The sequence below is a fragment of the Natronorubrum halophilum genome, from assembly GCF_003670115.1.
Classification (GTDB): domain Archaea; phylum Halobacteriota; class Halobacteria; order Halobacteriales; family Natrialbaceae; genus Natronorubrum; species Natronorubrum halophilum.
Genome location: NZ_QQTY01000002.1, coordinates 1,105,834 through 1,129,421 on the forward strand (window position 1 = coordinate 1,105,834; position 23,588 = coordinate 1,129,421).

23 protein-coding genes are annotated in these 23,588 nt (G+C 64.6%); 11 read left to right on the forward strand and 12 right to left on the reverse strand.

Translation table 11 applies throughout. From position 1 onward, the window contains the following. Nucleotides 1-15: 15 nt before the first annotated feature. From DWB23_RS11565 to DWB23_RS11575, 3 genes are all read right to left on the reverse strand, one after another. The gene (locus DWB23_RS11565) at nt 16-1,095 is read right to left on the reverse strand and encodes a DegT/DnrJ/EryC1/StrS family aminotransferase (RefSeq protein ID WP_121742937.1); all 1,080 of its coding nucleotides are present in this window, start codon (nt 1,093-1,095) and stop codon (nt 16-18) included. Beyond that, complete coding sequence (locus DWB23_RS11570; protein WP_121742938.1) at nt 1,095-1,640, reverse strand: DapH/DapD/GlmU-related protein; 546 nt, start codon at nt 1,638-1,640, stop codon at nt 1,095-1,097. The genes DWB23_RS11565 and DWB23_RS11570 overlap by 1 nt, the downstream gene beginning before the upstream one ends. 547 nt (nt 1,641-2,187) lie before the next feature. Next, on the reverse strand, nt 2,188-3,654 hold the full coding sequence (locus DWB23_RS11575) for an MATE family efflux transporter (RefSeq protein ID WP_121742939.1): 1,467 nt from the start codon (nt 3,652-3,654) through the stop codon (nt 2,188-2,190). 613 nt (nt 3,655-4,267) lie between these two features. Between DWB23_RS11575 and DWB23_RS11580 the strand changes: the two genes are divergently transcribed. Then, on the forward strand, nt 4,268-5,221 hold the full coding sequence (locus DWB23_RS11580) for a J domain-containing protein (RefSeq protein ID WP_121743096.1): 954 nt from the start codon (nt 4,268-4,270) through the stop codon (nt 5,219-5,221). Here the strand turns inward: DWB23_RS11580 and menD are convergent, their stop codons facing one another. From menD to DWB23_RS11595, 3 genes are all read right to left on the reverse strand, one after another. Continuing rightward, nucleotides 5,222-7,060 (reverse strand): 2-succinyl-5-enolpyruvyl-6-hydroxy-3-cyclohexene-1-carboxylic-acid synthase, encoded by a 1,839-nt coding sequence (menD, locus tag DWB23_RS11585; protein WP_121742940.1) that lies wholly within the window; start codon nt 7,058-7,060, stop codon nt 5,222-5,224. A 4-nt stretch (nt 7,061-7,064) separates the two neighbouring features. After that, nucleotides 7,065-8,414 carry an isochorismate synthase gene (locus DWB23_RS11590; protein ID WP_121742941.1) on the reverse strand — a complete coding sequence of 450 codons (1,350 nt, stop codon included), beginning with the start codon at nt 8,412-8,414 and terminating at the stop codon, nt 7,065-7,067. A 140-nt stretch (nt 8,415-8,554) separates the two neighbouring features. Beyond that, entirely contained in the window at nt 8,555-9,148 is a 594-nt protein-coding gene (locus tag DWB23_RS11595) for a sulfite oxidase-like oxidoreductase (protein ID WP_121742942.1), read from the reverse strand. A 292-nt stretch (nt 9,149-9,440) separates the two neighbouring features. Here DWB23_RS11595 and DWB23_RS11600 point away from each other — a divergent pair, with 292 nt between their 5' ends. Next, nucleotides 9,441-9,740: a hypothetical protein gene (locus DWB23_RS11600; RefSeq protein ID WP_121742943.1), complete on the forward strand. Its 300-nt coding sequence runs from the start codon at nt 9,441-9,443 to the stop codon at nt 9,738-9,740. 295 nt (nt 9,741-10,035) lie between these two features. Next, the gene (locus tag DWB23_RS11605; RefSeq protein ID WP_121742944.1) at nt 10,036-10,263 is read left to right on the forward strand and encodes a ribbon-helix-helix domain-containing protein; all 228 of its coding nucleotides are present in this window, start codon (nt 10,036-10,038) and stop codon (nt 10,261-10,263) included. 34 nt (nt 10,264-10,297) lie between these two features. On the opposite strand, the gene DWB23_RS11610 is transcribed toward DWB23_RS11605, so the two are convergent. Further along, nucleotides 10,298-10,480: a DUF7550 family protein gene (locus DWB23_RS11610; RefSeq protein WP_121742945.1), complete on the reverse strand. Its 183-nt coding sequence runs from the start codon at nt 10,478-10,480 to the stop codon at nt 10,298-10,300. A gap of 116 nt (nt 10,481-10,596) precedes the next feature. Between DWB23_RS11610 and hisF the strand changes: the two genes are divergently transcribed. Then, a complete protein-coding gene (gene hisF / locus DWB23_RS11615) occupies nt 10,597-11,412 on the forward strand; it encodes an imidazole glycerol phosphate synthase subunit HisF (RefSeq protein WP_121742946.1) in 816 nt (271 codons plus the stop codon). Nucleotides 11,413-11,482: 70 nt separating this feature from the next. Then, a complete protein-coding gene (locus DWB23_RS11620) occupies nt 11,483-12,307 on the forward strand; it encodes a hypothetical protein (RefSeq protein WP_121742947.1) in 825 nt (274 codons plus the stop codon). Nucleotides 12,308-12,589: 282 nt separating this feature from the next. Here the strand turns inward: DWB23_RS11620 and DWB23_RS11625 are convergent, their stop codons facing one another. Continuing rightward, entirely contained in the window at nt 12,590-12,874 is a 285-nt protein-coding gene (locus DWB23_RS11625; RefSeq protein ID WP_121742948.1) for a DNA-directed RNA polymerase subunit L, read from the reverse strand. A gap of 177 nt (nt 12,875-13,051) precedes the next feature. On the opposite strand from DWB23_RS11625, the gene DWB23_RS11630 reads away from it, so the two are divergent. From DWB23_RS11630 to DWB23_RS11645, 4 genes are all read left to right on the forward strand, one after another. Further along, the gene (locus DWB23_RS11630) at nt 13,052-14,896 is read left to right on the forward strand and encodes a rhomboid family intramembrane serine protease (protein WP_121743097.1); all 1,845 of its coding nucleotides are present in this window, start codon (nt 13,052-13,054) and stop codon (nt 14,894-14,896) included. A gap of 420 nt (nt 14,897-15,316) precedes the next feature. Then, entirely contained in the window at nt 15,317-16,081 is a 765-nt protein-coding gene (locus tag DWB23_RS11635) for an ABC transporter ATP-binding protein (RefSeq protein WP_121742949.1), read from the forward strand. Then, on the forward strand, nt 16,071-17,351 hold the full coding sequence (locus DWB23_RS11640) for an ABC transporter permease (RefSeq protein WP_121742950.1): 1,281 nt from the start codon (nt 16,071-16,073) through the stop codon (nt 17,349-17,351). Before DWB23_RS11635 ends, DWB23_RS11640 begins: the two co-directional genes overlap by 11 nt. Continuing rightward, on the forward strand, nt 17,348-18,595 hold the full coding sequence (locus DWB23_RS11645) for an ABC transporter permease (protein WP_121742951.1): 1,248 nt from the start codon (nt 17,348-17,350) through the stop codon (nt 18,593-18,595). Before DWB23_RS11640 ends, DWB23_RS11645 begins: the two co-directional genes overlap by 4 nt. 35 nt (nt 18,596-18,630) lie before the next feature. Here DWB23_RS11645 and DWB23_RS11650 read toward each other — a convergent pair whose 3' ends face one another. Together DWB23_RS11650 and DWB23_RS11655 are read right to left on the reverse strand one after the other, a co-directional pair. Then, nucleotides 18,631-19,263 (reverse strand): METTL5 family protein, encoded by a 633-nt coding sequence (locus DWB23_RS11650; protein WP_121742952.1) that lies wholly within the window; start codon nt 19,261-19,263, stop codon nt 18,631-18,633. Between the two features lie 10 nt (nt 19,264-19,273). After that, entirely contained in the window at nt 19,274-19,675 is a 402-nt protein-coding gene (locus tag DWB23_RS11655; protein WP_121742953.1) for a hypothetical protein, read from the reverse strand. Nucleotides 19,676-19,839: 164 nt separating this feature from the next. Here DWB23_RS11655 and DWB23_RS11660 point away from each other — a divergent pair, with 164 nt between their 5' ends. Beyond that, nucleotides 19,840-20,007, forward strand: coding sequence for a TFIIB-type zinc ribbon-containing protein (locus DWB23_RS11660; RefSeq protein WP_121742954.1), 168 nt, complete (start codon nt 19,840-19,842; stop codon nt 20,005-20,007). A gap of 99 nt (nt 20,008-20,106) precedes the next feature. Here DWB23_RS11660 and DWB23_RS11665 read toward each other — a convergent pair whose 3' ends face one another. Together DWB23_RS11665 and DWB23_RS11670 are read right to left on the reverse strand one after the other, a co-directional pair. Continuing rightward, a complete protein-coding gene (locus DWB23_RS11665) occupies nt 20,107-21,135 on the reverse strand; it encodes a disk-shape morphogenesis protein volactin (RefSeq protein WP_121742955.1) in 1,029 nt (342 codons plus the stop codon). A gap of 96 nt (nt 21,136-21,231) precedes the next feature. After that, the gene (locus DWB23_RS11670; RefSeq protein WP_121742956.1) at nt 21,232-22,137 is read right to left on the reverse strand and encodes a DUF7139 domain-containing protein; all 906 of its coding nucleotides are present in this window, start codon (nt 22,135-22,137) and stop codon (nt 21,232-21,234) included. 172 nt (nt 22,138-22,309) lie between these two features. Here DWB23_RS11670 and dph2 point away from each other — a divergent pair, with 172 nt between their 5' ends. Beyond that, nucleotides 22,310-23,359, forward strand: a complete 1,050-nt coding sequence (gene dph2, locus DWB23_RS11675; RefSeq protein WP_121742957.1) for a diphthamide biosynthesis enzyme Dph2 — start codon at nt 22,310-22,312, stop codon at nt 23,357-23,359. The last annotated feature ends 229 nt before the right edge of the window (nt 23,360-23,588 follow it).

Genomic DNA, 23,588 nt, shown 5'->3' on the forward strand with positions numbered 1-23,588 from the left:
GGAAGTGGATGCATCTCAGGTGAGGTACCGCGTGATCACCGTCGAGATTCGATCGATCTCCGCGTCCGAAACCGAGGGGTGGACGGGAAGCGAGAGGACGTCCCGCGCCGCTTGCTCTGCTAGCGGCGCGTCCGCGTCGATCCCGTCGTACGCGGGCTGTTCGTGAATGCAGGTGGGATAGTAGACGCCGCTCCCGATATCGTGGTCGGCGAGGTAGTCCGCGAGGCGGGTGCGGTCGCGCGAGCGGACGCGAACGGTGTACTGGTGGAACGCGTGTTTCGCCGGGGGCGGTTCGACCGGAAGCACGAGATCCGTGTCCGAAAGTCCAGCGGAGAGTCGGGTGGCATTTTCCCGACGCCGTTCGACGAACTCGGGAAGCCGCTCGAGTTGGACGCGCCCGATCGCCGCTGCGATGTTGGTCATCCGGAAGTTGTGCCCGACCGTCGCGTGAGCGTACGTGTCGGTCCGGCCGTGGTTGACGAACTGCCGAACGCGCGCTGCAACACCGGGTCGGTCGGTCACGACGATCCCGCCCTCGCCGGTCGTCATGTTCTTCGTCGGATAGAACGAGAAACACGCCGCGTCGCCGAACGATCCGACGGGCGTTCCGTCGTACGTTGCGCCGTGTGCCTGCGCCGCGTCCTCGACGAGCGGAACGTCGAGATCCGCGGCGAGATCGACAAAGGCGTCCATCTCGGCCGGAAGGCCGTAGAGATGAACGACCACGATCGCGTCGATCTCCTCCTCGGCAGCGACGGCTCGAGCCGCCGCCGGATCCAGATTGTACGTCTCCGGATCGATGTCCGCGAAGACGGGATCGGCACCGACGAGCCTGATCGCGTTCGCCGTCGCGATGAACGAGAACGGCGTGGTGAGCACTCGGTCACCGGGGCCGATCCCGAGGCCGATAAGTGCGGCGTGGAGCGCGGTGGTTCCGTTCGAGGTCGCGACGCCGTGATCAACGCCACAGAAGGCACTGAACTCGCGTTCGAACTCCCGAACCGTCGACCCGTCGGCGATCATGCCGCTTCGGATAACCTCCGCGACGCGTTCGACTTCCGCCTCGCCGAGAATCGGTCTCGCAATCGCGGACATTACGGTCGATTCCGCCCCCGCAACTGTTCGGGAAGCCGTTCGAGCGTCGCCGGGCACCCAACCGCCAGCCGTCGCTTCGGAACGTCTCTCGTAATGATCGAACCGGCGGCGACGAACGAACCGTGACCGATCGTGATTCCCGGAAGCACCGTCGCGTTGGCTCCGACCGAGACGTGGTCCTCGAGCGTCGGTCCGCGAAGGGAGGTTTGTTTACGCGTCGGTGCGGGATCGTTCGTCATGACCGCTCCCGGGCCGACGAAGACGTTGTCGCCGATCGTCGTGTTGGTGGGGACGTACACGTCGGTCTGTAGGCTTACGTTCGATCCGACGTCAGTCTCGCCGTCGATAACGGTGTTCGTCCCGACGAGGACGTTGTCTCCGAGCGTCGTGAACTCGCGAACGACCGCGTTATGCCCGGTCTGGAAGTCGTCGCCGCTAACGACATCGTTGTAGATGACCGTCCCACTCCTGATCGTCGGGTTTTCGCCGAGAACTGGCGGTCGTGAGTCCGGTTCGTACTCATATCCTACTATCGCATTAGACATATCACGTCACAGTTGACTCCCGCTTGGCAAGAACCGGTGCGATCGTTCAGCCTGTTAACGACGATAATTCGCACGAACCGCGTATCGGACGTTCCGAGCGGATTCGCTCTCGAGTTCCCGTCGGGAACCATCTCGTGTTTATACTGGGAAACAGACTATTGGGACTGCGGTATTGCGGCCACTACAGGTCAATAGACGCTCGATCACACGACATCTCTGCGATCGGTGATATTCGCTCCAACTGCTTCGACGCCCGTACTCCCTGTGGCGTTTCCCAACCATCCGCGGTGACAAACGCCGTTCCTGTACGACGGTATCTGGCCGCGACTAACTCGATCCTAACGCAGTTCCAACGTGGAGCGGTCGCGACCGCCGTCGAAACGGTTCATCGCGCTAGTGTCAAACGGTAAATCTCTATTTCGCACGTCCAATAGCTAGCTATTCGACTCGTTTCGGAGGGGAAACCGGCCGGTGAACCGGACGGCACCGATCGAGCGATACCGAGAAAACTCGACCGTTCACCGGGCGTTCGTCCGTCGATACCGACTCAATCGGCGGGTGCGGGCGAGGTATCGATAACGCCGCTCGTCCACGTCCCCCGAAGGAACCAGAGCCCCGCGACGAGGACGCTCACGACGTTCGATACCGCCATCGCGTACCAGACGCCGGTCTCGCCGATCCCGGCCCACTGAATCAGGCCGAACGCGATCGGGATCTGAATGACCCACAGCGAGAGGATCGAAAACCCCATCGCGATCCGCGTACTCCCGCTGCCCCGGAACGCCCCCATCAGTATCTGAAACACCCCGAGGAAGGCGAACGTCGGCCCGACGATCATGAGGAACTCCGCACCCATTCGAACGACGTCGCTCGACTCGTCGCCCGTCAGGAAGACGCCGATGATCTCGGGTGCGAACGCGTAGACGACGACGCTCACCGCCGCGAACGCGCCGCCGACAAGTCCCGCGTTCAACAACACGCCCCGGCGGGCGCGGTCGCTCTTTTTCGCGCCGAGGTTCTGTCCGACGACCACCTCGGTCGCCTGTGCGATTCCCAGCGATAGCAGCGTGAACACGGCGTAGACGCGGCTGCCGATACCGTAGGCCGCGACGGCGTCGGCGCCGGCGATAGCGACGAACGCCGTCAACACCGTCAGTCCGAGCGCTCGAGTGCTCTGTTCGATCCCCGCGGGGATTCCCAGTCGGACGATCGTTTTGACGGTCTCGAACCGCAGCCGAAACTGCGACAGCGACGGCCGAATGCCGAGCTGGCCGGAAAAGAGGAGCCAGATGCCGACCGCCGCGCCGACCGCGCGGCTGAACACGGTCGCGATCGCGGCACCCTGTACGCCGAATCCGGCGAATCCGGTCGCGGCGTAGAACGTCGACTCGAGGCCGCCCAGCCCGAGGACGTGAAAGACCGGATTGTTCTCGAAGCCGAGAATGAGGAACGGATCGAGGGCGACGTTGAGGACGACGCTGATGGTCATCAGGTAAAGCGGCGTGCGCGTATCGCCCCAGCCGCGCAGCAACGCCTGAAACATGAAGAACGCGAACACCGTCACCGTGCCGAGGAACCACGCTCGCGTGTAGCTCACGGCCATTCCGTGAACCGGACTTCCGGCTTCCGCGCCGATGAGCGCGATCAGCTGCGGTGTGAAGACGTAGCCGACGATCGAGGCGACGATCGACACGAGCAGGACGAACGAAATCGTTTGGCCGACGACGTGATCGACCTCCTCGTGATTGTCCGCCCCCTTGTGTTGGGCGATCAGGATGGTTCCGGCGACGGTAAAGCCGCCGCCGACGCTGATCACCAGAAAGATGATCGGGAAGGCAAAGGAGATGGCGGCGACGGCGTCCGACCCGACCCGGCCGACCCAGAACGTATCAGCGACGTTGTAGGCGACCTGAAGCAACTGCGTGAGGACGAGCGGAATCGCCAGAAAGGCGATCGGCTTCAACAGGTCGCCGTCGGTTACGTCGACGGCGCGACTCTCGCCGGCACCACTCATGTTCCACCGACACGAGTTGCGTTCGAAACGGGAGCGGTTCGCAACCGGGGTGAACGTGCGTCGTTCCGCGTCGACTTCCGAGCGGCGGAAAACGCCCTCGAGCGGGGCCGGTCGGGGACGAAGAGGGGGAAACGGTTGTGCGGTCGCCACATACTGACTGACTAGTCAGTCAGTCCATAAATGCGTTGTGTGGAACACTATCTCATAAGGTTACTCGTCGACAGCTTTCGTGTTCAACTTGGGAAAGTCGGTACGTGTGTCGTCTGCGTCCGGGACGAGCCGTGTCAGTTCTCGCTGCTCTACGGGCGATGGACGCCTCGAGCGCGCCCGTACGTCTCACTGCCGTCGAGTCGTTGCTCTGGGAACCAGCCTGCACTGCCGTGACCGGCTCGGTTTCCCCACTAGCGTCGCAGTTCAGCCGGTAGGCTGTGCCTCGTACCCCTGCCCATTTCGTATATCGCCATGGGGTTTATCTGTCGCAAATCGGCCTCGTAGCGCGGTGATCGAATCAGCGATCACAATTGACTCATCAGTTCAGGCGACTTGTATTCGGGGCGGACAGTCAACGAACCCACACGATTTTCTTCCACGGCCACCGATCGTGATGCAGTCGATGGGCGAGACGTACTACGAGATCCTCGAGGTCGAAGCCGACGCCAGCCGAGACGATATTCAGGCGGCCTACCGCGAGCGCGTCCTCGAGACCCATCCGGATCACAACGACGCGCCCGACGCCGCCGAGCAGTTCAAACGCGTCTCGACGGCGAAGTCGGTGCTGACCGACGGCACCGAACGGGCCAGATACGACCGACTCGGCCACGACGCCTACGCGCGACTCGCCCGGCGGACCGCCCGCTCGAGCGAGTCGAACGCCGACGAATCGAATACGGCCGACGCGAACGCATCGGCGACGGACGACTCGAGCGAGAGCACGACCGCCGGCCGACGGTCGGGCGGTTACACCAGCCAGACGCGGACGGGAACCGGTCGAACGCGCGCCGGAGCGGAATCGGATCGCAGCGGTCGAACGACGAGCCATCACGCCCGTCAGCGGAACCGACGCCGCCGAAAGACGGCCCAACGACGGGCCAGAAGCGGCTGGCCGTTCGAATCCGACAGTCGAGCGGCCTCGAGTGCCGGAACCGACACGACGGCGGGAGGCCACGCCGACGAGGATTCGGCGTCGACGTTCCGGTACGCCGTCCACGACTGGGACGACGATATCGACCTCGAGCGGGACGGCCGACCGGTCGATCGGACGACGGCGGTGACGATCGGCTGTCTCTGGGTACTCTATCCGGTGTTCGTCGCCGCGAGTCTCAGCCCGCTGTTTCCGACGTTGGTCAACGGAATCGTCGCCGCGTGCGCGCTCGGTCTCGTCGGTTACCTGCTGACGAGACCCCGAGTCGCGACCCTGGTGTTCGGATCGTGGAGCCTGTTGTTTCCGATCGGAATGATCCAGACGGGCGTCCTCACACCGTTCTCGGTCAGCGGGCTCGTCACGCTCGGATTCGTGTGGATTCCGTTCGGGTACGCCCTCGCGCTCTGGTGGGCGCTACGTCCCTGACTACGACTCCCGCTCGGTATCGATTCGCTCGAGAACTTGCCGCTCGAGGGCGTTCCGTCGCCGATGATTCGCTTCCGAATCGAATCCGACGGCGAGCACCTGCGTGCCCTCGCGCTCGAGCGAGCGCCGATACGCGGCCGCGAAGTCGACGGGATCGACGCGCTCGAACTCGAGCCCGTACAGCTCCGCGAGGGCCGCAAAGTCGAGGCCGTGGGGCGTCTTGAACTGGTCCGTAAACGGCGGTTCGAAGCCTTCGATCGGGAGTTTGTGAAAGATGCCGCCGCCGTCGTTGTTCAACAAAACGATCGTGGCGTCGACGCCACAGCGGTCGACCGCGAGCAGCCCGTTCGAATCGTGGTAGAAGGCGAGATCGCCGGTAACGAGCACGAGCGGGTCGTCGGTCGCGCTGCCGGCTCCGAGGGCGGTGCTCGCGATCCCGTCGATGCCGCTCGCCCCGCGATTTCCGAGAACCGTAAGATCGGCGGTTCGCGGGCGACCGAACCGATCCGCGTCCCGGATCGGCATACTGTTCGAGACGAAGACGGTCGCCGGATCGGGGGCGTCCTCGAAGACGGTCGCGAGCACGGCACCCTCGAACGGATCGGATTCGAGTCCGTCCGGTGTGAGCGCGTCATCTCGAACGTCCCAGTGGCGGCGCTCCGCCTCGTCGAAATAGGCGAGCCACTGGCTCGTCGGTTCTCGGGACCCCGAACCGACGTTCGAGTCGATATCCTCGAGTTCCTCGGCGTTCTCGGACAGGCGCTCGAACACGCGTCCGGGCGACGCCGCGAGCAGATCCGTCGCGGTGAAGGTCGCCTCGCGCCACGCGCCGGCGGGATCGAGGAGGAACTGTCGAGCCTCCGAATCGCCCAATGCGTGACGGAGCGGTTTCGAGGTCGGCGACGCGCCGAACCGGACGACGACGTCCGGATCCGGGATTGCATCGATGTAGCCGTCGTATCCGCCGTAGATCAGTTTCTCGCTCGTATCGCTCTCACTCTTATCCGCGACGTGCGGGCCGAATCGCAGGTTCGAGAGCGGATCCGCGAGGATCGGCGCGCCGATGCGTTCGGCGACGGCGACGACGTGGTCGGGTTCGAGCCCCGACAGAGCCGCGGGATCGGCCGGTCCCGCCGCGATCAGCGGCCGATCGGCATCGGCGAGCGCACGCACGAGAGATCGGTACTGCTCGTCCTCGAGCGTCTGCGTACCGGCGCTGGTCCGGACGAACGCTCCCTCGCGCCCCCGACCGGCCAGCGTCTCCGCGAACGCGTCCGGCACGGCTCCCGGAACCTCCATCGGCTCGAGCGGCTTCCGGAACGGACAGTTCAGGTGGACGGGGCCGGGGTCGGTTCCCGCCGTCTCGAACAGCGCCCGCGCGGCGGTCGTCCTGAGACTCCGGACTTTGCGCTCGTCGGCTTCGGGCTCCGGAAGCTCCGCGTGCCACCGAACCGCGCCGCCGTAGAGTGCGACCTGATCGACCGTCTGATTCGCGCCGCTGTCGCGGAGTTCGCGGGGGCGGTCGGCCGTGAGGACGAGCAACGGCACCCGCGCCTGATCGGCCTCCATCACGGCGGGGTGGAAGTTCGCCGCCGCCGTCCCGGAGGTACAGACCAGCGCCGTCGGCTCGCCGGTACGACGAGCGCGGCCGAGCGCGAAAAAGGCCGCCGAGCGTTCGTCGAGATGCGAGTAGACCTCGATCCCGGCGCGCTCGGCGAACGCGACCGTCAGCGGCGTCGATCGACTCCCCGGAGCGAGACAAACGGCCTCGAGTCCTCCCTTCGCGAGTTCGTCGACGAGGACGCGCCCCCAGAGGGTCGCGCGGTTTGGCGTGCTCATCGAATCACCTGAGTTCGTCGAGGATCGGTCGGAACTTCAACTGTACTTCCTCCCACTCGTCGCGAGGGTCGCTGTCGGCGACGATTCCGTTACCGGCAAAGAGCGTGACCGTCTCGTCGGTCGCGATTCCCGATCTGATGCCGACCGCGAACTCGCCGTCGCCCGCGTCGTCGAACCAGCCGATCGGCGCGGCGTACCAGCCCCGTTCGAAGGTTTCCGTGTCGTGGATGGTCTCCCACGCTGTCGCCGGCGGGACGCCACCGACGGCGGGCGTCGGATGCAGCGCTTCGACGATCTCGAGGATGTGGCTATCTCCACCAAGTGTCGCCGATATCGGCGTCTGCAGGTGTTGAATCGTCGCTAACCGTCTTACCGTTCGGTCGCCGACGGTAAGTTCGCGTGCGAGGGGCTCGAGTTGGTTCCGTATCGCCTCGACGACGAGTCCGTGCTCGTGTTGTACCTTCTCGCTGTCGGTCATTCGCGCGGCGTGGGCGTCGTCTTCGTCGGGCGTCTCGCCGCGCGGTACAGAGCCCGCGAGGGCCTCCGTCTCGATGCGGTTGCCCCGCTTCGAGACGAGGCGCTCCGGTGGCGCGCCGAAAAAGGTGCCGCCCACCTCGTTGCCGATCAGGAACCGATAGCAGTTCGGATACCGTCGGCGCAGTCGCTCGAGCGTTCCGGGAACGTCGACCGACGCCTCGAGGGCAGCCGAGAGGGACTGGGCGAGGACGACCTTCGTGAGGTCCCCGCCGTCGATCCGCTCGAGGGCGGTTTCGACCTGGGTCGTCCAGTCTTCGGGGGAGGTCGTCCGCCGCGTCGACGTGACGCCGGGACTGGTGCCGCTGGGTTGCATCGCCGGGAAATCCGCCAGTCGGTCGTCCCAGCGCGCGAGCCAATCCGCGGCCTCCTCGTCGCGGCTCCCGACGGCCGTCAGCCAGGTCCCGTCGTCGCTTCGGACGACGAGAATCCGCGGAATAACGAACGACGCCGCGTCGAACCCGGACCAGGGTGGGCTCGGCTCGTGTCCGTCGTGAAACGCGAACCCGCCGAACGCCCGCGGGCGGGCGACTCGGGGCCCGTCGTGTTCGAGTCCGTCGAAGGCGGCGTCGGCTTTCGACCGAATGCGGTCGAATCGACCCGGCCCGCTGGCGGTCACCCGAGCGGCGATACCGCGTCCAACGACCTCGAGACCGTCGGGCGTGGCCCACAGCACCCGCGACTCGGCGTCGGCGTCGAGGATCGCACCGAACGAAACGTCCTCGAGTTCGCGGCTGTGGCTGACGAGAGCGGTCGTTTCGTCGGCTGGCAGCGAGTCCACCCCACCCGCCAACCGACGCTCACCCGACGATCGATCCATCGAACCCACCTCAGGACCGCCGTGCCTTCAGCCTAACTATCCTGATCGCTGTCCAGTGGTGGTTGCACGCCGTATTCTCGTGAACGCAATCCGAATCCGTCGGAGACCGCGGAGCGCGTCCTCCGGGAACGGCTCGCGGGCTAGCTGTACCGTTCTTCCTGCCACGGGTTTGCCGTTTGAGAGTAGCCGCGTCGCTCCCAGTAGCCGCGCTCGGGTTCGGTGAGGAACTCGATGCCGTCGACCCATTTCGCCCCCTTGTAGGCGTACCTGTGGGGCGTAACGACCCGTAGCGGTCCGCCGTGATCCTCGGACAGGGCGTCGCCGTCGTACTCCCAGGCGAACAGTACTTCCTCGCGCAGGCAGTCCTCGAGCGGGAGATCGGTCGTGTAGCCGTCGAGCGCGGAGAACATGACGTGGACCGCACCGTCGTCGACCCCCGCTCGATCGGCGAGTTCCGGGAACGAGACGCCCGTAAACTCGCAATCGAACTTGCTCCAGCCGGTGACGCAGTGGAAGTCCTGTCGTTGGGTTTCACCGGGAAGGTCGCGGAACTCGTCCCACGAGAACGCGAGTTCTTCCTCGACGGCACCCGTAACGGTGAACTCCCACGTCTCGAGATCCCAATCGGGCGTTCCGCTCTTCGAGAGGACCGGGAACGCCGAGGTTTCGCGCTGGCCCGGCGGAAGCCGTTCGTCGCCGAACTCCTGGTAGAGGTCCGTGACGTCGTTGATCATATACGTGCGTTCGTCGCGACGACCGTAGATGTGACGCTACCGTCGTGGCACCCGCAGACGGAGGCAGTGTAGCGATGCCGTGGCCGCGCTCCAGTTGCCGGTCGTCTCGGTACGACAGCGTGACCGGTAGCTCCCGGGCGGAGTGATACGACTCCCACCGAATAAGCTCGTATTCCCGGGAGGGAACCGTACCTGAAACGTACTGAAAGAGTCGAATCGACGTCACAATTCGGAGGCTTCCTCGCGAAACCCTCGCCATCCCTTAGTACGGTCTCGGCTAGTCAGGTAGTGTATGGAAAGCAGACAACAGATGACGGAACGAGAGATGTCCGGACAGGCAGCGGAAGAGGTCGGCGAACAGGCCATGGGTCCCGCGTTCATCGCGTCGGCCGCATCGGTCGGGCTCTCGCTGTACTACTTCTTCATCCGGGGAGAACGCCAGCTCGGTACGTTCATCGGGCTCTGGCCGCCGACCATCCTCGCGTTCGCGAGCTACTTCAACCAGCGGAAAATGCGCCAGCAGCTCGATTCGATCACCCAGCCGGGGACGACGCTCAAGAACGCGTTCGACTCGGTGATGGGGAACAAGTAACTGAATCGACGCGGATCGGAACGACCGCAGCGAGCATCCTTCTCATAACCGATTCGGCGGGCGGCGACCGTCGATCTTCGGCCATCGGTTGTACACAGCCGCCAGCGATCCCGCTCGGTGGAGCGCGACTCCTCTCAACAGGCAGTACTTCCCTCACTCGCCGACCGCGGGTCGATCTACCGCTAACCCGACAGTCTGATGGGAGATACGTTCATCATCAATAGTGACTGGTACGGGTGATCGCGAGTAGAGTCCCCGTCAAACCTAAATACCCCCTCGCCGAAAGCCGAATCAGATGCCGAAAGTAGAGATCACCATACCAGAGCACCTCGAGATGCAAATCGCCCAGATGGTCGAGCGCGGTGAATTCGTCAACCGTGAGGAGGCGATCGAGGACCTCCTGTCGACGGGCATCAAGGCCTACAAGACCAGTGGACCGATGGACGAAGAGGAAGGAACGACCGGCGGCACCGGCCTCGAAGACGACGGCATGATGGGCCACGACGACGAGTACGTCTTCTAACTCGGTTTTCGTATTACTCCCTCAGCCGTTAGCATCAGACCGTTAGCAGCGGGATTCCGAACGCTACGGCTACGCCGATCGCCATGACGAGAAAGCCGACGGCGACCGCACGCGAGGAATACTCGCTCATCGGGGCGGTCGTTCGCTCGGCCTCGAGATCGTGGCCGACATCGGCGGCCGAATCCTCGTCCACTTCCGGGTCCGTATCGTCGCTCATAGGTGCGTGTTGCCGATTGAGCATAATAAAGTCACCTACACGGAAAGCGGGTTGTCCCGATCGCCCGATGCAGACCACTTTACTACTCCGGGTCCCAACGCTCGCACAACACCCATATGGTACTGACCAAGCGAATCATCCCGTGTATCGACGTCGACCTGGACGAGGACGGGAACCCGGCGGTCTACACCGGCGTTCACTTCGAGGATCTCAAGTACACCGGCGATCCGGTCGAGATGGCCAAAGCGTACAACGAAGCGGGCGCCGACGAGTTCGTCTTCCTCGATATCACCGCCTCCGCGGAGGGGCGCGAGACCATGCTCGACGTCGTCGAACGCGTCGCCGACGAGGTCTTCATCCCGCTCACGGTCGGCGGCGGTATCCGAACGACGGACGACATCAAGGAAACGCTGCGCGCCGGCGCGGACAAGGTCTCGATCACGACGGGCGCGCTCGAGCGACCCGAACTGATAAACGAGGGCGCGCGCGCCTTCGGTAGCCAGTGCATCGTCATCAGCGTCGACGCCAGACGGCGCTTCGACGAGGGCGGCGAGCACTACGTCGAGATCGACGGCGAGTCCTGCTGGTTCGAGTGTACGAAGAAAGGCGGTCGCGAAGGGACGGAAATCGACGTCCTCGAGTGGGCCGCGGAGGCCGAAACGCGGGGCGCGGGCGAACTGTTCGTCAACTCGATCGACAAGGACGGCACGAAAGACGGCTACGACATCCCGCTGACGGCGGCCGTCAGCGAGGCCGTCGACACGCCGGTCATCGCCTCTTCGGGCTGTGGCGGTCCCGAGGACATGCACGAAGTGTTCACCGAGGCCGACGCCGACGCCGGCCTCGCGGCGTCGATCTTCCACTTCGACGAGCACTCGATCGACGACGTGAAGCGGTATCTCGAGGAGCGGGACGTTCCGGTTCGGCGCTGAGAGCGGCGACGGAGTCGTCACGTTTCGGTTTTCAATACGCTTATACTCGCAGCGTCGCGCTCTACTACCTGTGAAGTGGCGGTGTACGTGGTGTGGCAAACCACACGCGGAAAACGATCCACCCTGCGACAACTGCGGACACAACGCCTTCGAGAAGGCCGTCGTCCGCGAAGGGGACGACGAGTCGTCCGTCCCGCGGACCGACACGGTCGACACCGGAACGACCTACGTCTGGACCTGTCCGAACTGCGGCCGCGATCACGTCAAGAACAACCCGCCCTGCTCGCGGTGCGGTAATCCCGAACTCGAGAAGACCGAACAGACCTACGACGACGTCGAGCGAGATCTGGTCACCCCGGGATGGCTCGAGGTAGCCAGACCCTACACGCCGATCGTCGTCGTCTTCGGCCTGATCGTCGCGCTGTTCGCGACCGGGATCGTTCCGCTCTCGATTATTCCCGGCGTCGGCGCGCCGTCGCCGCCCGACGCGCCGGGCGAGGGAACGGAGGCGGCCGGCCTCGATCTCGAAGCCGCCGAAGGGGAGGTTCACGAGCGACTCGAGGCCGAACGGGACGGAGACGCCTCGCGAACGCACGACGGCGACCTCGCGGCGTACGCCGAGTACCACAACCGCGCGCTGGTCGCGATCGAATACGAGGGTGCGGAGCCCGACGGGGTGGAACCGAGTGACTTCGGCGCGGACTGTCGGGACGCACCCCACATTAGACAGTTTCCGGGGACCCTGTCAACTGCCGATTACGACGACGAGGCGGCGCTCGCCGATGACATCGCCGCCTCCCTCCGTGACAACAGCGGCGGCCCCGAACTCGATAGTGAGGGGCTGGACCTCCACGTCGTCGACGGCTCGATCTACGTCTTGTACGCGGCGTGCTAGTCGAAACCACGACTCTCGAGGCGCTCGCGTTACGCCTCGCAGCCGGCGCGCGCCGTTCGGCCGGGAGTACGGCTCCGCGCGAGAGTGCGCGGAGCCGTGGGACCCGGGGGGGCAGGCCGGTAGCCGGCCCTGGCGGACAGAAAGGGCGAGCGGTGCGACCTCGAAGCGGCGAAGCCGCGGAGCGAGCGCTGTCACGTCCTCGCGAGCGCGCTCGAGGAGGGTGCTACGGCTCGAGCCGGTTTTCTCAATGGATCAACCGAAGAACGGAGGCACCGACTAGCGTTATGCGGCCGCTTCGAACGCGTCGCGGAACGAGACCGCCTTCTCGCGGACGGTGATTGCGCCGTCCTCGAGCGCTTCGAGCGGATCGACGCCCTCCACGGTCTTGATCGTGAGAATCGGTTCGGTCTGGCCACCCGACTGTTCGGGATTCACGTCGTAGGTGGCGGCGCTTACGTCGTCGTGCTCGAGCAGTGCGCCCTTGAGGACGTTCATGAACGTGTGGTCCTCGCCGGCGATTTCGATCGAGAGTTCGTTCTCGGTGCTCTCGGTGACCCGCAGTTCCATGTCCTGTTTTCCGTTCGTCGGCTGCTTGTACCTTTCCTTTCGGCGTCGAGGGGTGACTCGAGGGGACGGATCGCGGCCTCGAGATCGGCCGACGGTGACTCGAGGCCGAACGACGGTCGAATGGACGACGGGATCGAGAATGTAAATCCCTATACAGCCTCGCTCGAACCTCTGGATATGCTCTCGGACGCGTCCCTCCTGACGGAAGTTCTTCCGATCCTCGTCTCGGTCGCCACGGTGGGGGCGCTGCTCGTCTCCGTCGCGGTCGTCAGGCGGCTCCACCGACCGGAGCGCGGCTGGGGTGAGACCGTCCGATCGCGACTCGTACTGGGGGTGCCGTGGGGGTCGCTTATCGTCATCGGGCTCGTCCTCTCTGTCTACCTGTTCGTCCAGGACGGCATCACCGAGTTCACGAACCCGGTAACCACCCCCTACCGGGCGTACTCGTACTTCTACCCGGTAGGGATGCTGACGGCGGGGTTTTCCCACGCCGGGCCGAACCACCTTCTCGGGAACTTCTCCGGCGCGCTCGTCGTCGCCCCCATCGTGGAGTACGCGTGGGGACACTACCCCGACGAACGCGGTGAGGGGCGGCTCTGGACGTGGTACACCACGCCGTGGATCCGAGCGCTGGTCGTCTTCCCGCTCGCCGTCGTCGTCGTCACGATCGTCACGAGCCTGTTCGCACTCGGCCCCGTGATCGGCTTCTCGGGCGTCGTTTTCGCGTTCGCGGCCTTCGCGCTGGTTCACTATCCGATCGCGACGATCGTCGGCACGCTCGGCGTCCAGAGCGTCCTGCTGACGCTCTACCGGGCGCTACGGAACCCGGTTGGCGTCTACGTCGCCGAGCCGAGCCCTGCGTCGGCTCCCTCCTGGGCGGGCATCGCCATCCAGGGCCACGCGCTCGGGTTCTTCATCGGCCTCGTCCTCGGTATCGCGGTACTCCGCCGGCGCGACTATCGACCCGATCCGCTTCGAATCTGGCTGGCCATCCTCCTCGTCGGCTTCGCAAAGGGACTGTGGCAGATCTACTGGTTCGGCGGCGAGAACACCTACATACTCTTTCAGGGACCCGGCGTCCTGATCGTCACCGCGCTCGCGCTCGTGGTGACGCTCGCGATTACGGGCACCGAAACGCCGCTCGTCCCGCGACGAATCGATCGCCTGTTCGCTCGAGGCAGTCGATCCGGCCCCAGTTCACCCGTAGATCGGCCGCTCGAACTCAGTCGAAACGCCGGTGACGGGTCCACGGCCACCGCAGCCAGAATAGAGCGGATCAGCGAGATCAGCGGCGGTGAGCGCGCACGCGAGACGACCCGGCTGTCGAACCTTGGCCAGCGGCGGACCGCGTACGTCGCCGTTCTCGCCGTTCTCGCCGTCGTCGCGGGAGTGGCGATTCCGGTGAACCTCTTCGTCCTCGACGACGCCACCGCGTCCTCGGACGCCGCCGTCGAGGTCGATGATTACACGATTCAGTACGCCGAGAGCGTCGAAAACGAACTCACGTCGCCGGTCAGAGTCGGTCCGCTCGCGGAGGCCGTTTCCATCGAATCCAGCGGCGTGATCGTCGCGAGCGAACGGCGACAGCTCTGGTCGGAGGTGGTTCCGGCCCAGCAACTCGCCTTCTCGGGCGAGGAATCGATCGTCGTCGGCGGCCCCGGCTGGCGCGAGACCGTTCACGTCGAACGAACCGGCTGGGAGCCGGTCAGCAACGAAACCGTCTATCAGGTCGCGATCTGGGCGGACGGCGAGGATCGCCGGATCGCCCACGAGTCCAACGAGTCGCGCGCCGACGTTCGCATCGACGACCGAAACGTCACGATCGCACTTGAGGACGGTGAATTCGTCCTCGAGGTCGAAGGGGCCGGGACGGATATCGACACCGTCGCAACGACACCGATGCCTGGGGAGGGCGAGTCGACGATAGCAGGCGGGCTGGCGTTCGAGCACGAGAACGGCACCATCTACGCGTCGTCGAACGGGACCCGGATCGCCGTTGCGAGCGAGGAAACATACCACTAGTCGGCGCCCTCCGAGGAGGCCGATTCGAGTTTGGGTCTCCGTACTGTTACTATTCCGACGGGAGTCGTCCGCAGTCGGTCGAACACGCTCGCGTCGTGTACGCACCGTCCTCTAGCGTCTCGAGCGGGATTCCGCTCGGTACTATCGGACCGACGGCTGTGGTCGACTGTTCGGAACGGCCGACGAACACGTGCGATGGTCTGACAGTCATCAGTACAGTCACGTTTCGGACGAGCGGGGCGGCGGTTGTCGGTCCCAAACGCATTGTTGTCCCAGATGGTCGCGTTCCGAGCACAGTTGTCAATGTGCAATAATTCACAAAGAATTAGATGAGAAATTAACGGGGTCATGGCTACGGGAAGCCGGAGAGAAACAATGACCCGATGAGCCGTCCGTTCGACCGAGTTGAATTCTGGACAGATGAGCAACCATGCACTGCAGCAGGCGACCGCCTCGGATGGCCAGACGAGTAGCGACGCCGACTCGACGGCGGCCGTTCGTCTCGCGGACGTCACGCACGAGTACGGCGCGAACGGCGGCCGAGGCCACTCGGGCGGTGATCGGACGGTGACTGCACTCCGGGACGTCTCGCTCGCCGTTCAGGCGGGCGACATCGTCGGACTCGAAGGGCCAAGCGGGAGCGGGAAGTCGACGATTCTGCACGCGGTTACCGGCCTGTTGGTCCCGACCGACGGCGCGGTCGAGTTGCTCGGGACCGACCTCACCGCCCTCTCGAATCGGAAGCGAACGAGGCTCCGTCGTCGCCACGTCGGGATCGTCTTCCAGCGTTTTCATCTGCTGTCGTCCCTGTCCGCCCGGGCGAACGTCGCGTTGCCCCTCGTTCAGGCAGGGATCCCCCGGTCGAAACGGCGCGAGCGCGCCGAATCCTTACTCGAGCAGGTCGGTCTCGGGGATCGAATCAATCACCTTCCGGGCGAACTCAGCGGCGGCGAGCGCCAGCGCGTCGCGATCGCTCGAGCGCTCGTGACCGATCCGGACGTCATCGTCGCCGACGAGCCGACGGGCGAACTCGATACGGCGACCGGGAAGGAGGTGCTCGAACTTCTGACGGATATCGGTCGCGATCGGGCCGTGCTGGTCGCCTCGCACGACGATGCGACGCTCGCCGTCGCCGACCACGTGATCGGACTCCGCGACGGACGGGTGGTCACGGATGGGGGATGACGAGTTCGACGTAGATGCCGCCGGAACGCGTCGGACTCGGTGGAAAGGACTCGTTAGCGTCTCGATCGTTCGGCTGTGGAAACGCACGGTACAAACCAAATCGGGCCGAATCGTGGCGACGATCAGCGCCGTCGCGCTGACGATCGCGCTACTCATCGTCGTAACGGGAATCGCGCTGGCGCTCGCCGACGGCGGAGCGATCGCGGACAACGACGCCGCTGTCCAGATCAGTCCCGAAGAGAGCGACACCCTGTCGGCCGTCGACGGAGTCGAGGGGCCGCGACTCGGCGAGACCAACGAACGAGCCGAGACGATCCGCGGTGAAGACGGCGTCGACCACGCGTCGCCGGTTCTGATCGAACCGGTCCAGTTCGAGCCGGCGGACGGGGAGGGCGATCCACGGACGGTATTGCTCGTCGGGGTCGTTCCCGACGACGAACCGCGGACTGTCAGCGGGCTCTCAACGGAGCACCTCGAGCCGGGTGACTCGCACTACGCGAACGGCTCGTACAACGGCACCCGGCAGGGAGAGATCGTGCTCTCGGCGGCCGCTGCGAACCGACTCGAGGCGGAGACCGGCGACGAACTCGCCGTCGGGGGCGCACACATTCCCGCAAACGTCTCGGCACCGTCGGTTACCGCGACTACCGTCGAGCAGGCCGGCGACGGCGACGACGAGACGCCGATCGCGCTCGTTCACCTGAGCGAACTACAGACGCTCGCCGGAGCCGACGACGGCCAACTCGCCGACCAGATGTTGATCTGGGGCGACGCCGGTGCCGGGGAGACCGCCGCGGCGGATGCGTATCCCGACGCGGCGATTGAATCCACCGGCGGAGCCGACCCGTCGTCGCTGTTCGGCGACGGGCTGGCGTTCGCGACGAGTCTGCTCGCGCTGGTCGTCGGCATCGCGATCTGCGCCTCGTTCGTCGCGACGACCGCGGGAATGACCGTCAACGAGGACCGCCGTATGCTCGCCGTCCTCGAGTCGGTCGGGTTCCCCACCCACAGCCGACTCGTGGTCGTCGCGATGTCGACGCTCCTAACGACGCTGTGCGGTGCGCTTCTCGGGATCGTCCTGGGGGTCATCGGCATCCACGGCGTCAACGCGGCCGCCAGCGCGACCGTCTCCCCGGGTGCCGTCGCGCAGGTCCACCCGGTGTTCGTGCCCTACGCGCTCGTCGTCGCGCTCGTTTCCGGGCTCGTCGCCATCCCCTACCCGCTCGCGGTGGCCTCTCGGACGTCCGTACTCGAGGAGGTGGGACGATGAGCCTCCGACGAGCGGCGACGCGGACGAGAGCCGTGTTCGGCCTCGCGTTCGCACAGCTTCGGCGCTCCCCCGGTCGGACCGCACTCACCGTCTTCGCCGTGATGCTCGCGGTGTTGTCCGTGACGCTGCTCGCCAGTCTCGGCGTCGGCGTCGTCGAGACGGGCGAGGACGGCCTCGAAAACGCCGGTCGGGACATCTGGATCTCGAGCGACCCGATCGATCCCTCGGCCAGCGGAACGGAGAACCCGATCGTCGGCGCACACGGCGTTTCGGCCGATATCGCCGAACGCGACGACGTCAGCTCCGCCTCACCGATCGCGATGCACGACGTGTATATCGGGACTGACGCCGACTCCCTCGAGCGGACGTCGGCAGTCGGCGTCCCGCAGACGCACGACGAGTTCGGGTTCGAGGAGGGCGGCGGATTCGAAACCGAGCTGAACTTCTCCGAAGGCGAGCACCTCGACGGCGAACGTCCCACCGAGCCGACGACGGAAGAGATCGTCCTCGATCCCAACACCGCCGAGGAACTGGACGTCTCGGTCGGCGACACGGTCTATTTGGGAACGTCTCGAGAGACGGCTCGGGATCACGAGTTTACCGTCGTCGGGATCGCCGCGTACTACTCGCAGTATCTGGGATCGGATGCGGAAGCGGTTCCGCTGACCGATCTCCAGGCGATCGCCGGGACGTCGGGAACGGATCGAGCGACCTTCGTCACCGCCAGCGTCGAAGACGACGCCGACGCCGACGCGGTCGGGGCCGAACTCGACGACGAGTACGCCGCCTACGACGTTCGCACCAGCGACGAGCAGGTCGGCGCGATGGTCGAAGAGCAACCGCTCGTCCTCGCGAGCGGCGCGACGCTGGTCGGCCTCGCCCTCGTCGGCGGGATCGTGCTGACGGTCAACCTGTTCGCGCTCGTCGCCTACCAGCAGCGGGACGAACTCGCCGCGCTCCGGGCGATCGGGCTCTCTCGGTGGGTGCTCGCGGGAACGATCGGCGCACAGGGACTCGTCATCGGCTTGCTCGGCGGGATCATCGGCCTCGCTGCCACGCCGCTGCTCGCGATCGGGCTCAACCACCTCGCGTCGACCGTCGCCGGGTTCGAGTCCCTCCTGCAGACGCCGCCCGAGGTCTACGCGCTCGGCCTCGTCCTCGCGGTCGTCGTCGGGACGATCGTCGCACTCGTCACCGGCTGGCACGCCGGCCGCTACGCTCGCCTCGAGCAACTCGAGGGGTGATCGAGACGCCGTTCCCTCGGCGAAATCAGACGGTATCAGGACCACTCGATTCGGAACACTTCCGCCTCGAGCGTCGCCTCGGCTTCGGTGTGAAAATCGAACCGCTTCGCGATCGGGAATTCGGCCCGAAACGCGTGCGTGACGTCGCCCCCCTCGTCGTCGGCGAACGACTCGACGAACTCCCGGCTCCCTTCGTTGTGGATCGTATAGGAGACGGCGGCGATCGATCGCGCGGTCTCGAGAAACGTGCGATCGGCGTGGCGGTTGCCGCGCTGCGCGCCGAAAGGCGGGTTCGAGAGAACGGTCGCGTCGGTGAGCGAGAGCGGCGCGCGGGTGGCGTCACCGCGGAGCCAGCAGAGCGGGCCGTGCTTGCCCGCCTCGTCGATCCGCGCGGCGTTCGCCCGGGCCAGCGCGAGCGCATTGGGGTCGACGTCGATTCCCAGAACACGATCGGCTTCCGCGAGCGAGGCGGCGATCGCGAGCATCCCCGTTCCGGTGCCGAGGTCGACGACCTGCGCTTCGAGATCGCCCTGAAGCCGCGCCTGGTGGGCGATGTGGGCGGCGATCTCCGGAGGAGTGAGGTACTGCTCGAGTGCAGCGGAGGGCTCGGAAAAATCGTCGAGCGCCTCGAGCGCTCGAGCGAGGGTTCGTCGAGACGGGCCGGACATTACGGCTCTCTTAGGAGTCGAGCGTGATAGATCCGTCGAGTTCGAGCGCCAGCCCTTCTCGCTCGGCGCGTTCCGCGCAGGCGGCCAGCGCGGGTCGGACCTTCTCGGGATCTGCGATATCGTCGATCTGAACCGTCACGGTACCGACACCGAGGAACGACCCGGCCCGAACGTACCCGCGCACGCGGTCGATTTCGTCCTGCGTGGCCAGCGAGCAATCCTCGTCGAAACAGGCGTCGATGGTGAGGCCGGCGGGAAGCAGTCCCTGCTCGGTCAGTTCGCGCTTCAAATCCCGGAGTTGTTCGGCTGCCGTCGACTCGAGCGACTCGGCCTCGAGGGTGACCGGGGTGACGTCCGCGGGCTGGCAGCCCTCGATCGTCGGCTCGAATTCGGTACCTGATGACGTACTCATTGTCTATCTATACATGAGTCGCATACAAAAATCTTTGTAAATGTCCGATAGTAATACTCGGGAGCGGTCCGGCGACTGCGCCGTTCGGCGGTCGAACCGTCTGTGGGTCTCGCTTTCATGACAAGTTCGAATAGAGTTAAGGAGAGCCCGTGTGAGAGGCAGGTATGAAGTGTCCACGGTGTCAGGGCTCGCTCGAGGAACTCTCGTTGGGCGACGTCTCGACGGTGACGTGTCCCCACTGTGCGTTCGCGGACGTTCCGGTCGAACACGTCCGCGAGGACGAAGAGCCGGAATCGTGGCGGGACGCGTTCAATCGGTTTTACGAGGGGTAACTCGCCCCGCGCGGGCGCTAGTCGAACAAGACGTGTCATCCATTACCCGAGGCTCGAGCGGAGGAGTGTACGTACTACGTCGGAAAGAGAAACAGCGAGTTACTCGCTCGCCGGTGCTTCGGCTTCTTCCTCCTCGCGGTCGTGGTCGACGTCTTCGTCGGAGCGGGCGGCCACGAGGCCACCGCGGGCAACGCTGTAGAGCGGTTCGTTCGCGTGCGTAACACCGCTGATCGAGAACGGAATGTTCGCGTCCTCGAGGTGGTCACGGAACAGCGCCTCGAAGCCGCTCGGGCTCGAGGTACCGCCGGTGACGACGACGGGAACGTCGAGACCCTCTTCGACGTCTTCCTCGTCGACCTCTTTGACGATGTTCTCGATGACGTAGTCGAGCAGGTTCTCGTAGTAAATCGAGAGGGCACCCTCGACGCCGCCGACGTCGGTCGTAAAGTCGAGTTCGAAGTCGTCTTCCTTGATCGAGGTGACCTTGTCGACCGGCGTCCCGGTCGCGCGGGCGGCCTGCTCGTCGACCCAGTCGCCGCCGCGGGCGACGGAGAACTTCATGACGGGCACCGCGTAGTAGGAGAGACAGACGTTCGTCATCCCGGCACCGAAACTGATCCCCAGCCCGGTGAAGTTGTTGTCCGCGAGTTCGCTGTAGATGACGGACATCCCCTCGTTGATCGGTTCGGAGTCGTATCCCATGTCGTCTAAGAACGACTCGATCGTTTTCTGGTGGTACAGCGTCGAGAGATCCGAATCGATCGGATCCGCCGGCGACGAGAAGTAGAGTTTCTCGTCGGGATAAGCCGGCTCGCCGACGACCTGCTCGATGATGAGCTTCATCATCGGGATTGCGCTCTTCTCGTCGTTCGAGAGGATCCCGTGTTTCATCGGCCGCCGCGTTTCCTTGTTGAAGATGTTCGCAAAGTTGAGGGCGTCGTCACCGACGACGTACACCTTGTCGTCCTTACGAATGTGGAGCACTTCGCTTCGCGAGAGCATCTGCTCGGCCATATCCGAGTACTCGATCTCTACGAAGGAGTTTCGCTGTTGCACGAACACCGTGTCGTTCCCATCCTGCTGTGCAGACAGGATGTTCATCGTCCCAACATCTAGGCCTTTCGCCATAGTTTGGCAAGGTGACCGATGGATTATAAATCTATGTGAATTTACTATATCTCAAAATAGTATCCGAGAGGGATGGATTAACGGCATCGCGGGATATTACTGCCGCTTGACGAGGTTACGGAACCGCTCGAGCAGGCTCGAGAGCGGTCCGAGCGAGCTGTCGTCCGCGGTCGCCAACTCCTCCGCTTGCTGTTGTTCGCGGAGTTGTTTTAGCTTCGCCGTCTGATCGTCGACCGTCGATTGCGAGGTCGTTTTCTTCTTCTCGCCGCCTTTCAGCCCCTTGAGTCCGGCGACCTGCGCGTCGACGCCGGTCGAGCGGGCCGTCTTCGTCCCGGCGTCGGTGTCGACCGAGATCTCGTCGAAATCGTCTCCCGAGAAATTGAGTCGGCGGTGTTCGGTCTTTTCGACGCCACCCCAGGAGAGATCGACCCCCTCCATCGCGTTATCGATGTCTTCGCGGATATCCGCGTCGGAGAACTCCTCGTTATCGTCTCCGCCCTCATCGGCTTCGACCTGTTCGATGGTGCGGGCCATGTCGAGATAGTGAGCGATCAGTGCTGCACCGGTCGAGGCGGTGATCCCGGCCAGTCCCACGGCGTAGACCGCGACGACCTGCACCGTGTAATTGTTCCCGTAGCCGTTCCAGTGATCGGGATAGGCGTAGAGGAACCCGGCGACGGCCGCGATGGTCACGGCGACGCCGGCGATCGACGTGTACAGTACTCGGCGTTCCGACGGGAGCAAGACCACGATTCCGAGCATCAACAGGGGAAGCGCGATCATGACGATCGCGTACGCCGGCTCGGACCACGTGACGTACGCCGCGGTTCGGGCCTCGAACGTGGTGCTCCACAAAAAGAGCACCAGGGCGATGATCGCGAGGCCGATTCCGCCGAGGAACAGACCGAATCCGACGTAGATGTCGGTCCGGTCCTCTGGCTCACCGATGTATCGACGGTAAAGGTCGAAGAGATACCCGTCTGCAGGCTGTTCCGCTGACATTAGAATCTCGTTTACACTCCAGTACTATGACTGTTGGGACGGTCGAACCGGTCGCCCGACGGATCGGCTATCCGGCGTCGAACGCCGTATCGATCTCGTCCGCGGATCCATGCCGGTCGGTCGGGATTCGAAAAGCGCCGCTGTTATACGTCCGTGCCCGTTAGAACGGCTAATGAGCCAAGAGTCGGAGTACAGCGAAGGGGACCTCCGAAAGACGGGAATGCGTCTCAAGCACGACCGCGAGTGGGACTACGAACTCGAGCAGATCGTCGACGCGATCGAGGAGCGAGACGCAAAGAAGGTCGGATTACAGTTCCCCGAGGGATTGAAACGGCGCGGTCCGGCCGTCGCCGACGACCTGCGAGAGTTGGCCGACGACGACGTGACGTTCATGCTTTCGGGCCAGCCGTGTTACGGAGCCTGCGACCTCGACACCTATCTGATGAAGCGCACCGACGTGTTCGTCCACTTCGGCCACTCGCCGATGAAGGACACGGACAAGGTGATCTACGTCCCGCTGTTCTCGAACGTCGAAGTCACGCCGATCATGGAGGAGTCGCTGGACACCCTCGAGCCGCCCGAAGAGACCGAGAGCGTCGGCCTCGTCACCACCGCCCAGCACATGAACCGCTACGAAGAAATGCGCGAGTTCCTGGAGGACCGAGGCTACGAGGTCCAGAGCCGTCGCGGTGACGAACGACTCACCAACGAGGGACAGGTCCTCGGCTGCAACTACGCGAGCGCGGACGTGCCCGCGGAACAGGTACTCTACGTCGGCGGCGGGAAGTTCCACCCGCTGGGTCTGGCGATGGAACACCCCGACAAACACGTCGTCATCGCGGATCCGGTCAACAACGTCGTGACTCCCGCGGACACTGACAAATTCATGAAGCAGCGCTACGGCGCTGTTCACCGCGCGATGGACGCCGAGAAGTGGGGCGTCATCTTCTGTACCAAGATCGGCCAGGGTCGCTGGGAGATGGCACAGGACATCATCGACGACAACGACGACGCCTACCTCATCACGATGGACGAAGTAACCCCCGACCGACTCCGGAACTTCGACATGGACGCCTTCGTCAACACCGGCTGTCCGCGAATCACGACCGACGACGGGCCGCAGTTCCACAAGCCGATGCTCACCCCGGGCGAGTACCGCATCGCCGTCGGCGACAAGCCACTCGACAGCCTCTCGTTCGACACGTTCCACGGCACCTGGTAGGCCGGTTCGACCGACTCTCGCGGTTCGGGTTGCGGATTCTCGACTCGAGCGTCGACTGTTAACTCGTCTTCGAGTCAGTACTCGCCCGTCAGTATCGTGATTGTCCCTCCTCGTGGCAACGCCGTGCTTCGGCACTCGCCCGGATCGCCACGTCGTAGCGCCGGTCGGCGTTCCTGTCACTTCGCTCTCGAAAGACGGTCGCATCGAACTGAAAGTAAGAGCAGTTGAT